Origin of the sequence: Xanthomonas rydalmerensis, assembly GCF_033170385.1 — a bacterium.
In the GTDB taxonomy this organism is placed as follows: domain Bacteria; phylum Pseudomonadota; class Gammaproteobacteria; order Xanthomonadales; family Xanthomonadaceae; genus Xanthomonas_A; species Xanthomonas_A rydalmerensis.
Genome location: NZ_CP126170.1, coordinates 2,471,830 through 2,485,923, shown reverse-complemented (window position 1 = coordinate 2,485,923; position 14,094 = coordinate 2,471,830). Strand labels below are relative to the sequence as shown.

The 14,094-nt window shown below is 70.5% G+C and carries 13 protein-coding genes; 8 read left to right on the top strand and 5 right to left on the bottom strand.

The window, feature by feature from the left end:
• Nucleotides 1-2: 2 nt before the first annotated feature.
• The gene (locus tag QN245_RS10375; protein ID WP_160968049.1) at nucleotides 3-1,151 is read left to right on the top strand and encodes a glycosyltransferase family 4 protein; all 1,149 of its coding nucleotides are present in this window, start codon (nucleotides 3-5) and stop codon (nucleotides 1,149-1,151) included.
• Complete coding sequence (locus QN245_RS10370) at nucleotides 1,148-2,284, top strand: glycosyltransferase family 4 protein (RefSeq protein WP_317845251.1); 1,137 nt, start codon at nucleotides 1,148-1,150, stop codon at nucleotides 2,282-2,284. Before QN245_RS10375 ends, QN245_RS10370 begins: the two co-directional genes overlap by 4 nt.
• Before the next feature lie 154 nt (nucleotides 2,285-2,438).
• On the opposite strand, the gene QN245_RS10365 is transcribed toward QN245_RS10370, so the two are convergent.
• The gene (locus QN245_RS10365) at nucleotides 2,439-3,722 is read right to left on the bottom strand and encodes a nucleotidyltransferase family protein (RefSeq protein WP_317845250.1); all 1,284 of its coding nucleotides are present in this window, start codon (nucleotides 3,720-3,722) and stop codon (nucleotides 2,439-2,441) included.
• Complete coding sequence (locus QN245_RS10360) at nucleotides 3,719-5,227, bottom strand: B12-binding domain-containing radical SAM protein (protein WP_160968043.1); 1,509 nt, start codon at nucleotides 5,225-5,227, stop codon at nucleotides 3,719-3,721. The genes QN245_RS10365 and QN245_RS10360 overlap by 4 nt, the downstream gene beginning before the upstream one ends.
• Before the next feature lie 185 nt (nucleotides 5,228-5,412).
• On the opposite strand from QN245_RS10360, the gene QN245_RS10355 reads away from it, so the two are divergent.
• From QN245_RS10355 to QN245_RS10345, 3 genes are all read left to right on the top strand, one after another.
• Nucleotides 5,413-6,474 carry a phosphoenolpyruvate carboxykinase (ATP) gene (locus QN245_RS10355; protein ID WP_317845249.1) on the top strand — a complete coding sequence of 354 codons (1,062 nt, stop codon included), beginning with the start codon at nucleotides 5,413-5,415 and terminating at the stop codon, nucleotides 6,472-6,474.
• A gap of 99 nt (nucleotides 6,475-6,573) precedes the next feature.
• On the top strand, nucleotides 6,574-8,301 hold the full coding sequence (locus QN245_RS10350; protein WP_317845248.1) for an ABC transporter ATP-binding protein: 1,728 nt from the start codon (nucleotides 6,574-6,576) through the stop codon (nucleotides 8,299-8,301).
• Between the two features lie 142 nt (nucleotides 8,302-8,443).
• A complete protein-coding gene (locus QN245_RS10345) occupies nucleotides 8,444-8,884 on the top strand; it encodes a hypothetical protein (protein ID WP_317845247.1) in 441 nt (146 codons plus the stop codon).
• Nucleotides 8,885-8,986: 102 nt separating this feature from the next.
• Here the strand turns inward: QN245_RS10345 and QN245_RS10340 are convergent, their stop codons facing one another.
• From QN245_RS10340 to QN245_RS10330, 3 genes are all read right to left on the bottom strand, one after another.
• A complete protein-coding gene (locus QN245_RS10340) occupies nucleotides 8,987-9,268 on the bottom strand; it encodes a hypothetical protein (RefSeq protein ID WP_184447922.1) in 282 nt (93 codons plus the stop codon).
• Nucleotides 9,269-9,535: 267 nt separating this feature from the next.
• On the bottom strand, nucleotides 9,536-10,816 hold the full coding sequence (locus QN245_RS10335) for a phospholipase D-like domain-containing protein (RefSeq protein ID WP_317845246.1): 1,281 nt from the start codon (nucleotides 10,814-10,816) through the stop codon (nucleotides 9,536-9,538).
• Nucleotides 10,817-11,198: 382 nt separating this feature from the next.
• Nucleotides 11,199-11,429, bottom strand: a complete 231-nt coding sequence (locus QN245_RS10330; protein WP_317845245.1) for a hypothetical protein — start codon at nucleotides 11,427-11,429, stop codon at nucleotides 11,199-11,201.
• Between the two features lie 188 nt (nucleotides 11,430-11,617).
• Here QN245_RS10330 and QN245_RS10325 point away from each other — a divergent pair, with 188 nt between their 5' ends.
• The 3 genes from QN245_RS10325 to QN245_RS10315 are packed head-to-tail and all read left to right on the top strand — an operon-like array spanning nucleotide 11,618 to nucleotide 14,093.
• Nucleotides 11,618-12,127: a ZrgA family zinc uptake protein gene (locus QN245_RS10325; protein WP_317845244.1), complete on the top strand. Its 510-nt coding sequence runs from the start codon at nucleotides 11,618-11,620 to the stop codon at nucleotides 12,125-12,127.
• Nucleotides 12,124-12,837: an ABC transporter ATP-binding protein gene (locus tag QN245_RS10320; RefSeq protein WP_317845243.1), complete on the top strand. Its 714-nt coding sequence runs from the start codon at nucleotides 12,124-12,126 to the stop codon at nucleotides 12,835-12,837. Before QN245_RS10325 ends, QN245_RS10320 begins: the two co-directional genes overlap by 4 nt.
• Nucleotides 12,834-14,093 (top strand): ABC transporter permease, encoded by a 1,260-nt coding sequence (locus QN245_RS10315; RefSeq protein WP_317845242.1) that lies wholly within the window; start codon nucleotides 12,834-12,836, stop codon nucleotides 14,091-14,093. The genes QN245_RS10320 and QN245_RS10315 overlap by 4 nt, the downstream gene beginning before the upstream one ends.
• Nucleotide 14,094: the final 1 nt, after the last annotated feature.

The following is a 14,094-nucleotide window of genomic DNA, read 5'->3' as shown; positions in this document are numbered from 1 at the left end:
GCATGGCCGACAACGTCCCCCGCGCCGTACACGCCGTGCAGCTCAACTTCGTGCCGCTGCCGGACGGAGTGACGCCGGAGCAGGCCTTCGCGCTGTGGCCATCGCTGGCCGACATCGCCGAGGCCGTGGCCAGCGCCGGCACCCGCGTCTCGGTGATCCAGGCCGCTGCGGTCGATGCACAGCTGCGGCGCAACGGCGTCGACTATCACTTCGTGCGTCGCGCCGACGCCGGACGCCGGCGCCACCTGCGGCGCATCGCCGCGTTGCTGGCCGAGCTCGATGCCGACGTGGTGCACGTGCACGGCCTGCAGTTCGCGCGCGAGGCGGCGACGCTGGCGCGCTGGCGGCCGTCGCTGCCGATCCTCCTGCAGGACCACGCCAACCGTCCGCCGCGCTGGTGGCGGCGGCCGCAGTGGCGACGCTGGTATGCGGCCGCCGCCGGCATCGCCTTCACCTCGCTGGGCCTGGCGCGCGGCTTCGTGGGTGCCGGGCTGTTCGCCGGATCCACGCGGCTGTTCGCCATTCCCGAATCCAGTTGCCGCTTCACTCCCGGCGAGCGCGACCAGGCGCGCCGCGACAGCGGACTGCACGGCGCGCCCTGTGTGCTGTGGGTCGGCCATCTGAGCGAGGGCAAGGATCCGCTCACCGTCCTCGAAGGCGTGGCGCGCGCCAGCGTGCAGTTGCCCGAGCTGCAACTGTTCTGCGCGTTCGGCGATGCGCCGCTGCTGCCGGTGGTGCAGCAGCGCATCCAGGCCGATCCGCGGCTGGCCGGCCGCGTGCACCTGCTGGGCCGGGTGGCGCACGCGCAGATCCAGACCCTGATGCGTGCGGCCGACCTGTTCGTATCCGGCAGCCTGGCCGAGAGTTGCGGCTACGCCGCGCTGGAGGCCTATGCCTGCGGCGCGGTGCCGGTGCTGACCGACATCCCCGCGTTCCGTGCGCTCAGCGATGGCGGCCGGGTCGGCGCGCTGTGGCCCTGCGGCGACGCCGAGCGCCTGACGGCCACGCTGCTGCAGGCCTCGCGCGACGGGCCGTCGCGGGCGATGGTGCGCGCGCATTTCGATGCGCAGCTGTCGTTCGCGGCGGTAGGCCGGCGCTGGGCGCGCGCCTATGCGCAGCTGCTCGGCGCCACGCCGCGGAGCGCGGCATGAAGCTGGCCCTGGTGGTGCCGGGCGGCGTCGACCGCAGCGGCGAGTACCGGGTGATTCCGGCCTTCCTGAGCCTGATCGAACGCCTGGCACGCATGCACGACTTGCACGTCTTCGTGCTGCACCAGGAGCCGCTGCCGGCGCAATGGGACCTGCTGGGCGCGCGCATCCACAACATCGGCGCGGTGCGCACGCGCTGGCGCGCGATCGCCGCGATCCGCGCCGAACACCGTCGCGCACCGTTCGACGCGGTGCAGTCGCTGTTCTCCGGCCACTGCAGCCTGATCGCGGTGGCGGCAGCGCGCTGGCTGCGGCGGCCGAGCCTCGTCCACATCGCCGGCGGCGAACTGGTCGCGCTGCATGCCATCGGCTACGGCGGCCGGCGCAAATGGCAGGGTCGGCTGCGCGAGGCGCTGGTGTTGCGCCTGGCGAGCGCGGTGACCGCCGCCAGCGCGCCCATCCTCGACAGCCTGCGGGCGTTGGGCATCGCCGCCGAACGCGTGCCGCTGGGCGTGGACCTGCGCGCCTGGCCGCCGCGCCCGCCGCGTGCGCGCGGGGAGGGGCCGGCGCGCCTGCTGCACGTGGCCAGCCTCAATCCGGTCAAGGACCAGACGACCCTGCTGCGCGCACTCGCCGCGCTGGTCCGCGCCGGGGTCGACTTCCGCGTCGACCTGGTTGGCGTGGACACCCTCGGCGGCGCGATGCAGCGCCTGGTCGCCGCGCTGGGGCTGAGCGAGCACGTGCGCTTCCTCGGCTTCAAGACCCAGCGCGAACTGCGGCCGCTGGTGGAGGCGGCGGATCTGCTGGTGCTGTCGTCGCTGCACGAGGCCGGGCCGTTGGTATTGCTGGAAGCGGCGGTGGCGGGCGTGCCGACGGTGGGCACTGCGGTCGGGCATCTGCAGGAGTGGGCGCCCTCGGCGGCGCTGGCGGTGCCGGTGGGCGACTGGGCCGGCCTGGCCGATGCGCTGCGCCAGGTGCTCAGCGACGACGAACTGCGCCTGCGTCTGGCCTGGGCGGCGCAATGCCGGGCCGTGCGCGAGGATGCCGATTGCAGCGTGCGCGGCTTCACTGCGCTGTATCAGCGCCTATGCGCACCGCGCAACGCCGATGGCCGGCGCGCCGCGCAGCATGGTTGACGCGCAGCGCGGCATTCCGGCGCTTCGCCTTCAAGACGGAATCACGCTTTGTGGTAGGAGCGGCTTCAGCCGCGACATGCGCCGCCACAATGGCTGTCGCGGCTGAAGCCGCTCCTACGACGGTCTTTTACTGCGCGCTCGATGAGGGCGTGCGTCAATCCGACGAAGGCGCATAGCCCTGCAGTGCGGTCCGCACCACGTACAGCGTGTCCATCCGCGGCACCGGACGCAGCAGCCGCTGCAGCACGCGGCGACGCTGCGGCAGTCGTACCCAGTCCTGGCCCTGCAACCACAGTTGGGTGCGGATCATCTCGGCGCGTTCCTGCCGGCTTTCCGCAGAGGGCTGCAGGCGCTGGCGCAGATAGCCCAGCACCTCGCGGCCCGAACGCGCCCACTCGATGCCCGGCAGTGCCGGTAGCCACAGTTGCGAGCACGACGCCGCGGTCAGGTCCAGCCCGCGCGTGCGCAGCCGCAGCAGCGGCGGGCATTGCGCGCGCAGTTGCTTGAGCACCGCCGACGGGATCGCCGCGCGGTAGTAACGCAACATCAGCCGCAAGGGCGACCATGCCCACCAGGCATCGGCGCCGGTCAGCACCTGCCAGTCGCTGGCGCGCATGCGCGGGGCGAGCAGGGCCAGGTCGTGCAGGTGCATCAGCCGCAGGCTGCGGCTGCACAGCCCGCCGGCCGCATGCAGCAGCAGGTGGCTCATCAGCGCGCCGTTGCTGGGGTAGGGATTCAAGCCAGGCTTGCCGTCGCGCGGCAGGATCCGTTCGCCGAGGTCGACCGTGCGCAGCGGCAGGCGCTCCTGGATGCGCACGTGCAGTTCGATGTTGATCGGGGTGTCGCGGTGCTCGCCCAGCGCCGGCACGGCCTGCGCCTGTGCCGGGCGGAAGGTCTGGTGCTTCCATTGCACGAACTCGGCCACGTAGCCCAGTGCACCGAGCAGCGCCGCGGCACGCTCGGCGTCCTCTGGGCGCACCAGCAGGTCGATGTCGGCCATCGGGCGGTCGCCCGGGCGATACAGGCCTTGCGCATGCAGCGCCGCGCCTTTCAGCGGCACGATCGCCAGGCCGGCGGTCTGCGCCAGGGCATCGATCCGCTGCAACAGTGCGGCGATGCGCTGGTAGCGATGCGCCACGTGCTCGCGTTGCCCGTCCAGGAACGCGCGCCACGGCTGGTCGGGCCACTGCGAGCGCTGGCTCAGCAGCGTCGCCACGCCGTGCGCGACCGCCGCCGCCGCGGCCAGTTGCCAGTGCAGGCCGCTCCAGGCCGGCATCGGCGCACCCGGGCGCGCCAGCTCGTGCGCCAAGGTTTCGGTGGCCAGGCGCAGGCCACGACCGATGCGCCGCAGCGGCAGGTGTGCCGGCGTCGCCGTGGGGACCGCCGCCGGCGGGTCGGCCGCCACGGCCGGATTCGATGGCGTCGCCACGTCGCTCATGAGCGCTGCACCAGCGGGATGCGGCGGCTGCCACCGGCGGCGACCGCCTTGGCCGTCGGCGCTGGTGGCGCCTCGGTCCGATGCTGCGCCTCGCGCGCGATCAACGCCGCCCAGTCGGCGTCCAGCGCCACCCAGTCCTGCGCATGCGTCGGCGCCGGGCGCGCATCCTCACGGCATTGCAGGTCCACCTGCCGGTGCAGCAGGTCGCGCACCTGGCGGTAGAACGCCGAGTCGTAGGCGCCGCGGAACATCATCGCCAGGTCGTCGCTGTCCTGCCAATGCGTCTTGCGCCCGAGCTGGTCCTTGACCTGCTGGTAGAACACGGTGCCGGGCAGGGGATAGGACACGCTGACGCCGATGTCGTCCGGCCGCGCCTGCGCCACCAGTCGGCGGGTGGCGAGGATGTCGTCCAGTTGCTCGTCCAGGTAGCCCAATTGCAGGAAGAAGCCGACGCGGATGCCCTGCGCGCCGAGGCGCTGGCGCGCGGCGATCACGCCGTCCACGTCGGTGCCCTTGGTCATCTTGTCGAGGATGCGCTGGCTGCCGCTCTCCGCGCCGATCCAGGCCTCGCGGCAACCGGCCCGCGCCAGCGCGGCGGTCATGCGCTCGCTGCACAGGTCGGCACGGGTCTGGATGGTGAAGGGCACCGCGCCGTCGGCGGCAGCCAACGCGTCGGCGAAGTCCTCCACCCAGTCGACGTGGAAGCCGAAGATGTCGTCGGCCATCCACACATGGTCGGGCGCGAAGCTGCGCTTGAGCTGGGTCATCTCCGCGGCCACGTCCTGCGCCTCGCGGCGTTTGTAGTGATTGCCCCAGATCGGCTTGGCGCACCAGTTGCAGCGGAACGGGCAGCCGCGCGACGCAGCCATGTTCAGGCTGAAATGGCCGTGCCGCTGCTGCCAGAACGCACGGTAGCGGGCGATGTCCAGCAGGTCCCAGGCCGCCGTCACCGACAGCCGCGGATCCGGAGGCCGCGCACCGATCTGCGCGCGCTTGAGTTGCGGCAACACCGCGCTGGCCACCTCGGCGATGCCGGCCACCCAGCGCGCCGGGTCGATGTCCGGTTCCGCCTGCAGGCGCGCCACCAGTTCCAGCAACGCCGCGATGCCTTCGCCGATCAACACCGCGTCGGCACCGGCGGCGAGGAATGCCTCCGGGTGATCCGACGCGTCGGAGCCGGCGACGATCACCCGACTGCCGCCGGCGCGCGCCTCGGCGATCATCCGGCACGCGGCCTCGCGCATCCGGCTCAGGCACATCTTGGTGAGGAAGTTGAAGTTGTCCTCGTAGAACACCACCAGGTCGGGCCGCTGCGTGCGAACGGCGTGGTCGTAGTCTTCCACACCCTCGGCGAGCATCGCGTCGAACAGCGTCAGTTGGTGTCCGTGCTGGCGCAGCAGTGCCGCCACCTGCAGCGTGGCCAGCGGCGGATACGGCTTGCCACGCTCCCATTGCTTGGGGTCGTAGCGCAGGAAGTAGGAGTGGCTGACCTGGATCTTGAGCATCGGCGAAAGGTCTCGTTCGGCGCCGTGGGGGAGAAGGCGCATGCAGCGATGGCCGCGCGCAGGTGGCCGTGGCGGTAGGTGCCGGGGCTGCGTCGTTTGGTTGCGCGCTGCGTGGGCGGCGCCGGCGCAACCTTTGGCCGCGACCAGCGCACCCACGCTGCATCCACTCAAGCGACTCTTCTCCGATGCAGCGATCGACCGTGCGTGTTCTGGACGTGGAGACAAGCGACCACGCCGCGCCTGTCGTCGCCGCGAGCGGCGCCTGCGATCCGTTCCACACCCGGTTGCGGCGACCGCACACGCTCAGCAAGCAACTGCTCGGCGGCCGCTTCCACTTCGAAAGCAACAGTCCGGCCCTGCTGGCCTTGGTGGAGGCCGCATTCGGCGCGGTGCCGGCGCATCGCCTGCCGGAGAGCGCTGCGTTCCGTATCGAGCTGACCCTGGTGAACCGCGGCGAGGCGCCCTACGCGCTGGCGTTGGAACCGCCGCCGGTGCAGACCCATTCCGGTGCCGGCGTGTTGAGCGGGGTGATCGATGCGCACAACTACGTGGTGCTGGTGCCCGAGCAGGGCAGGGCGCTGGTGGTGGTGTCCGAGGACATGCTCGCGCACGCCTACCACGTGCGTTACGAACTGATCGAGTTCGCCGTGTTCGTCCTCGCCGCGCGCGGCATGCGCCTGGTGCCGCTGCACGGCGCCTGCGTCGGCCACGATGGCCGCGGCGTGCTGCTGCTCGGCGGCAGCGGCGCCGGCAAGTCGACCCTGGCCCTGCACAGCCTGTTGCGCGGGCTGGAGTTCCTCGCCGAGGATGCCCTGTTCGTCGCGCCGCAGTACCTGCTCGCCACCGGCATCGGCAACTTCCTGCACCTGCGGCCGGAATTGCTGCGCCTGCTCGACCCGCAGACCCACGCCTGGATCGCGGCGGCGCCGATGATCCGCCGCCGCAGCGGTGCGCTCAAGCACGAGGTCGACATCCGCCAGGGCGACTGGCGCCTGGCACAGGCGCCATTGCGGCTGGCCGCGGCCGTGTTCGTCTCGGCCACCGTGGCGGCCGATCCGCAGCGCCTGCTGCAGCCGCTGCCCGACGCGGACGTGGCGGCGCGCCTGGCCGCGGACCAGCCCTATGCCGCGGGCCAGCCGCAATGGCCGTTGTTCGCCCGTCAGCTGCAGCGGCTGGGCGTCTACGAACTGCAGCGCGGCACCCATCCGGAGGCCTCGGTCGATGCGCTGCAGACGCTGCTGGGCTGAGTCCTCGCACATGGTGATGGTGCCGGCGATGCGCATCGCCGGCGTCCCGGAGTGTCGGCTAGGCAAGGTGTTCATGGTCCACGGCGCAGACACCCGACGATGAGCACGCGACCGGATCCAGCCTCGCACCTGCTGCGTGCCTTCATTGCCGTACTCGGTCGCGGCGAGCGGCTTCGCATCGCCTGGTACGTGCTGCTGTCGCTGCTCGGCGCGCTGGCCGGCGCGCTCGCCGCGGTCGCGTTGGTGCCGCTGGTGCAACCCAGCCATGTACTGACCCTGGCCGGGCACGCCTTGCCATTGCCGAGCGGCTTCCTCGCGCAGACCCTGCTGTTCGTCGCCGCCAGCAGCGGCTTCGCCCTGCTGCGCTGGTGGGCGACGCGACTGGCCGCGGACCTGGCCAGCCGTCACGCGCTGGACCTGCGCCGGCAGGTGCATGCGCGGCTGCTGCAGGCGCCGCTGCCGGCCCTGGCCGATGCCAGCTCGGCGGAAATCGCCAACCTGCTCACCTACAACGTCGAGATCGTGGTGCAGGGCTTCAGCGCGCTACTGCAGCTGCTGGTGGCGGCGATCACCGCGGCGGTGAGCCTGGCCGCGGCATTCCTGGTCTCGCCCATGCTGGTGCTGGCACTGCCGCCACTGCTGGCGCTGGGCCTGCTCGCCTTCCGCATCGCCGCCCACGAACAGGCCCGGGTCAGCCGCCAGTACGTTGCCGACATGACCCGGCTGTTCTGGCTCAGCGAGGATTTTCCGCGGCGCCTGCGCCACGTGCGTTCGTTCGCGCGCGAGGCACGCGAGCAGGAAGCCTACGAGGCGATCGCCGGTCGGCTCGCCCATGGCTACGCGCGGCAGCAGGCGCTGGTCGCGTCCGGCCGCCTATGGCTGGAACTGGCGGCGGTGGCGGCCGTCGCCGCGATCATGCTGCTGGCCGGGATGTGGCACGGTATCGATCGCGGTGCGCTGATCACCGTCGGCCTGCTGCTGGGGCGGCTGCTGCCGTACCTGGTTTCGACCCGGCAGAGCGTGCAGCAACTGCGCTCGGCGGCACCGGCGCTGGAGCTATGGCAGCGCTATGTAGCGCTTGGCACGCCAGCACCGGCGCCGGGGCCGTCAACCACGGTGGTAGCGCAGCCTAGTACAGCGACCGAAACGGCGGCGCCAGCGGCCATCCAGATCGAACGCATCGGCCTGGCACCGCCGCTGGCCGCCGTCGCCTTGACCGATCTGGTCCTGGCGCCGGGCACGCTGACCCTGATCAGTGGCCCGTCCGGGGTCGGCAAGAGCAGCCTGATGGATGCGCTGGCCGGCATGGTCGCGCCCCCGCAGTTCGTCGCCCACTGCGACGGCCGCGCGCTCGACTTCGCCGGCTATCGTGCCGCGCTACAGCCCTTGGCCTACGTCGCCCAGGGCGTGCGGCCCTGGCAGCACACCGTGCGGCACTGCCTGGCCTGGGCGGCGCCGAGCGCGAGCGAGGCGGCGATGTGGGAGGCCCTGCGCGACGTCGGCCTGGCCGCACGTCTGCAGGGCGGCGCCGGCCTGGACACCGCCGCGCACGGCGCCGGCGCGCGCCTGTCGGGGGGTGAACTGCAGCGGCTGCTGCTGGCCCAGGTGCTGCTGCGGCAACCGCGCGTGGCCTTGCTCGACGAAGCCACCAGCGCTCTCGACGCCATCGCCGAACAACAGGTCCTGAGGACGCTGCGGCGCCGCTTGCCGCAGACCGCTCTTGTGGTGGTGTCGCATCGGCTCGGCCTGACGGCGATCGCCGACCAGTGCGTGATGGTGCAACGCGGGACTGTGGCCCCGCTGCTGTTGGCCGATCGCGCGTCCTGAGCGACCGCGGCGGTGCGCTGGCGAACCGGGGCGCTGTCGTTTCCAGCCGCCAGCCCGATGCGCCGGTCTAAGCGTGCTGCGCGCGGTTTTGTCTAAGCGCCATGGGCTGGGCGTCGCTAAGCTCTGCGCACAGGGGGAGAGCATGGACGTCATTCAACGGGTAGCTGCAGGGCTGCTCCTTATCGCCGTCTCGGTGACCGCATCCGCGCAAACGCGTTCCGCGATCGGGCGGGGCATCGAGCGTGTGAACCCGCAGCGCAACGTCGCCCCGATTCCACGCCTGGATTGCCGCAAGCTGCTGGCAAACGATCCGCGGCCCTGGACGCATGCCTATTGCGAACACGTGGACTTCTCCATGCAGGAGAACCTGGCCCATACCTTCGGCCGACCGAGGGCATCCCGGATCCAGCTCGATATTCCTGCACTGGGCACTGCCGAAGCCCGTGCCGCCGGTGTTTCCTGCTCGGAGGGGCGCGTGATCCGCAAAGTGGGCAACGGCTGGGAGCAGGCCCTGGACCGTGATCGCAATTACTTGCGTTGCAGACCATCGGTGGAACTGCCGTCGATTTTCATTGGCAGCTGACGGAGCGTGCGTGCTCGGCACACTCACAAAAAACGAGGACCCCGCAAGCGAGGCCTCGTTCGCATTCAAACTCAGGTGGTGTAAGTCCACCTGACGTCCAACTCACCCCTGCGGGATGTCGCACTTCATCTTTCCATCCACGTAGTACGGCTTGGGGACGTCCGGATTCTGGCTGGTCTTTTCGAACACCACCTCGAACGAGTTGGGATCCGGCGTGCCCTTGCGCGACGTGCAGGCCTCCTGCAACTTCTTCTTGACCGCGGCGATGCCGGCTTCGCGGTTGGCACCGTCCGCGCTGTTGGTGAGATTGGCGACCTCGGCGAAGGCCGGCGAGGCGAGGCCCAGCAAGCTTCCTGCGAACACGAGTGCGTACAGCTTCTTCATGGCGTCTCCTTGTTGTTGGGTATCCTTACGCAGCCGGAGGCGTTTGTCGCCACGCATGCGGCAATGCCTGGCACAGCGGCCGTCTTCCAGCGCGGGGCTAGCATAGGCCGCGGTGGTTAAGGCTTCGTGGGGATGGCTGCGGCACGACGTTGCAGCACCACCCTCGCAGCGATCGTGCATTTCGGTCTCGGTTGCGCCCTGTAGCCGATACGCGTGGCCGGGGGTGCCCAACCCTGAAAGGGCATGCCGCCAGCGCGACAGCGGAGGCTACTCGGTACGCGGCGCCTCGTAGTTCTGGCCGGGCTGCAGCGTCGTCACGTAGGGACCGTTCCAGTCACGGTCGAAGATCCGCGTCAGCGTTTCGGCCGGGCCCTTGCCCTTGACGAACACCGAAGCATCCACCGCGGTGTTGAAGTAGCTCCATTCCCAGTTGCCGGTGCCGATCACGCTGCTGCGGTCGTCGGCCACCGCGTACTTGGCGTGCTCGACCCGCGCGTAGGGAATGAAGCCCTGCGGCGCCGGCGGCAGACGGCTGAACTTCACCGTGATGTTCGGCAGCGCGGCCAGGCTCTTCAGATACGCCTGCATCGGTTCGCGCAGCGCCCAGTCGGCGACGATGATGTGCACCTGCACGCTGCGCGCGGCGGCATCGCGGATGGCGCTGTCGACCGGCGCCCACCAGCCCTTGGGGCCGAAGCTGCGGATCGCCGAGAGCGTCATCACCTGGATGCGCAGCGCATGCTGGCTGGCGCGGATCATCTCGACCAACGCCGGCTCCTCGGCGCTGACCCACGCCGGCTGCAGCGCCGGCGGGCTGAAGGCGGGGTAGGCGATCAGCGGCGCGTCGCTGCCGGCTTCCAGCAGCACCGGATCGGTGGCGGTGACCGGAACGAAGTCCGGCGGCAGCACGCCACGCGCCTGCGCCTTGGCCAGATCGCCCTCGTCGGCCAGGCGCCAGCTGTAGTCGAAGCTGGCGGCGAAGGTCCTGGCGAAGCGTGCATCGTCGATGCGCGCCCCGATCTCGTGGATCTGCTCCAGCGCCCGCCAGTCCCAGTTCTGGCTGCCGACGAACACGCTGGCATCGTCGACGATCATGTACTTGGCGTGCAGCACGCCGCCGGTCAGCGTATCGACCGGCAGCACCCGCACGGTGATACCCGGCACCTTGCCCAGCCAGGCGACGCTGTCCGGGTTCTTGGCCAGGAAGGTGTGGTCGACCAGCAGGTGCACCGCCACCCCGGCCCGGGCGCGGGCGGCCAGCGCGTCCAGTACCGGCGTCAGTCCGGTACCGGGCTTCTCGGAGATGTAGAACGCGGCGATGTCGATACGCTGTTTGGCCCCGTTGATCATCGCCAGCCAGGTCTGCTGGGTGCGCGGCACCCCGGGTTCGCCGTAGACGCTGGCCTCGGGCACGCTCTCGACGATCTGGAACTGCGAGGGCTGCGGCCGGGCCTCGGCACCGGTGGCTGCCGACAGCAGCAGGCAGACCATGGCGGCGGACAGGAAACGGCGTGCGCGATGCGCGCTGGCGATGGAAGCGAGAGGCACGTTGGGTGTCCTTGCGGGAGCTTGGGAAGTGGACGCCGGGTGGCGATGCGCGTGCATGCTACCGGCAGCCGTCGTAGCTTGGCAGCCCGTTGCTGCAACGCACGTGTCAGTGAGATGCCCCGGTGCCGATGGGTTCCGGATAGCTTGGCGCGGCCCTGTCCAGGCGCGTCAGCGGGTCAGCGGGTCAGGGTAGAGCGCGCCGCCGATGCGCGCGCCGGTCGGGGCCGACCTCCATCGCTTGACGACTCACTGCCCGCATTGGATCAGGACGTTGCCATGCAGGGCTACGCCGCGACCGACACGCCCGGCCGAGCAGCGGTTGCAGAAGAAACGCATCTCGGTCCAACGGCACCCGCGACCGCGTCGCGCCATGCGAGAGGGTTCAAACGCGACCATCGGCGAATGCAGCCTGCGCCTGCGCAAACCACCGCAGCACCTGCTGGCGATGCGGCTCGCCCCAGCAGCGCACGAACTGCTGGGTGTGATGGTCAGTGGGGTCGTTGAGCGCAGCGATACGTTGCGCGATATAGGCAGGCTCCAATCGCAGGCCGCAGTCGACCTCGATGCAGTGGCGCCACGCGGTGTAGCTATCGGGAATGATGGAAGAAGACATGAAGATCCCTGAAGTTCGGCACCCACCGCGGCACAGCCCCCGTGCGACGCACGTCGATGGTGGCCGGATGCGAACCGCGGCTGACTGACGGCAACGGCAGGCTTGCGCTCGCGATCGATTGTTCACTAATGTTATAGTGTAACTCAACCGATGCGCACCTTATGCGACCTGGCATTCCCCTGATCCTGTTGCTCCTCTTCGCCAGTTCGCCCGCCGCCGCTGCGATCCGCCACCACGGCCCGCATGTGCACGGCCAGGCCAACCTGGAAGTGGCCGTGGATGGCACGGCCGTCGACGTGCAGCTCAGCGCGCCGGGCATCGGCATCCTCGATTTCGAACACCCGGCGCGCGATGCCGGCGAGCGCCAGCGGCTGGAAGCTGCGGTCGCCACCCTGCGCGGTGCGGGCTGGTTGCAGTTCCCGGTCGCGGCGGCCTGTTCGCTGCGCAGTGCGCAGGTCACCACCGAGGGCTACGACGTGGCGATGGCCGATCCGGACGAGCCTGGCCACAGCCATGCAGAATTCCATGCCCACTACGCATTCAACTGCGCCCAGCCGACGCGACTCGATCACCTGCAGGTGTTGCTGCCACAGCGTTTCCCGGGGCTGCACACGGCGGTGGTAGATGTCGCCACCGCGGCCGGGCAGGGCCGCACCGAGGTCGTGCCCGGGCAAACCCGGGTGAAATTGCCGGAATGAACCAGCAGCCCGTCGTCGAACTGACCGAGGCGCGCTTCGGCTATCCCGGTGGCGCCGCCCCGGTGCTGGACATCGCATCGTTCGCGCTGCCGCGTGGGCAACAGCTGTTGCTGCGCGGCGCCAGCGGATCGGGCAAGAGCACCTTGCTGGCGTTGATTGCCGGCGTGCTGCAGCCTACCGCCGGCTGCGTGCGCGTCGCCGGGCAGGACCTGGCGGCGTTGCGCAAGGCCGCACGCGACCGTTTCCGCGCCGACCACTGCGGCGTGGTGTTCCAGCAGTTCAACTTGCTGCCGTTCCTCAGCACCCGCGACAACATCGCCCTGGGCCTGCAGTTCTCCGCGCGCCGCGGCCGGCTGGCACCAGGCACACCGGCGCTGGACACGGAGATCGAGCGGCTGATGGTCGCGCTGGGTCTGGACGTGGCGGCGCTGTGGTCGCGCCCGGCCGCCCGCCTCAGCGTCGGCCAGCAGCAACGCGTGGCCGCGGCGCGCGCGTTGATCGCGCGGCCACCGTTGCTGCTCGCCGACGAGCCCACCTCCGCGCTCGACCCGTTGGCGGCGCAGGCCTTCCTGCAACTGCTGTTCGCCGAGTGCCGGCAAGGCGGCACCAGTTCGATCGTGGTCAGCCATGATCCGTCGATCGCACCGCTGTTCGACGCTCAGGCCGACCTGGCCACGCTCAACCGCGCCAGCACCGGAGGCGCGCAATGACCCTATTGAAGCTTGCCCTGGCCAGCCTGCGCAGCCGGCGCCTGGGCGTGGCGTTGACCGTGCTGGTGATCACCCTGAGCGTGACGCTGCTGCTGGGCGTGGAGCGGATCCGCACGCAGGCACACGAGGGTTTCGCCAGCACAGTGTCGGGCACCGACCTGATCGTCGGCGCGCGCTCGGGCCCGGTCAACCTGTTGCTGTACTCGGTGTTCCATATCGGCGACGCCACCAATAACGTCTCCTGGAAGAGCTACCAGGACCTGAGCGCGATGCCCGAGGTGAAATGGGCGGTACCGCTGTCGCTGGGCGATTCCTACCGCGGCTACCGCGTGGTCGGCACCAGCACCGGATTCTTCGAGCACTATCACTACGGCGCCAAGCATCCCCTGGCGTTCGCGCAGGGCAGGGCATTCGACGACCTCTACGATGCGGTGATCGGCGCCGACGTCGCCGCCGCGCTCGGCCGCCACCTGGGCGACGAGATCGTGCTGACCCACGGCACCGGACGCATCAGCCTGGCCACCCATGCCGACAAGCCGTTCCGGATCGTCGGCATCCTGCGCCGCACCGGCACGCCGGTGGACTCCAGCGTGCTGGTGTCGCTGCAGGCGATCGAAGCGATCCATATCGACTGGCATTCCGGCGTGCGCCTGCCGGGCCAGCACGTCAGCGCGGCGCAGGCGCGGGCGATGGACCTGACCCCGGCCACCATCACCGCCTTCATGCTCGGCCTGAAGACCCGCATCGCCACCTTCTCGGTGCAGCGGCGGATCAACGAGTACCCGGAAGAAGCGATGCTGGCGATCATGCCGGGCGTCACCCTGCAGCAGCTCTGGGGCACGCTGGGCACCGCCGAAGGTGCCTTGCGCATGATCGCCTCGCTGGTAGTGCTGCTCGGCCTGGTGTCGATGGTCGCGTTGCTGGTGGCCACGCTGCAGGAGCGCCGGCGCGAGATGGCGATCCTGCGCGCGGTCGGCGCACGGCCGCGCGACATCGCCTGGCTGCTGTTGTTCGAGGCCGGGCTGGTCACCGTGGTGTCGTGCACGCTGGCGCTGTTGGTGGTGACCGCAGCCAGCTGGCTGGCGCGTGGCTGGGTGCTCGATCATTTCGGACTGGCGCTCAACCGCATCGCGCCTAGCGCCGCGGAGTGGGGCTGGCTCGGCTGCGTGCTGCTGGCCGGCGTGCTCGCCGGCATCGTGCCGGCCCTGCTGGCCTATCGCCGCACCCTGGCCGATGGCCTGTCGCCGGAGCTGTGAG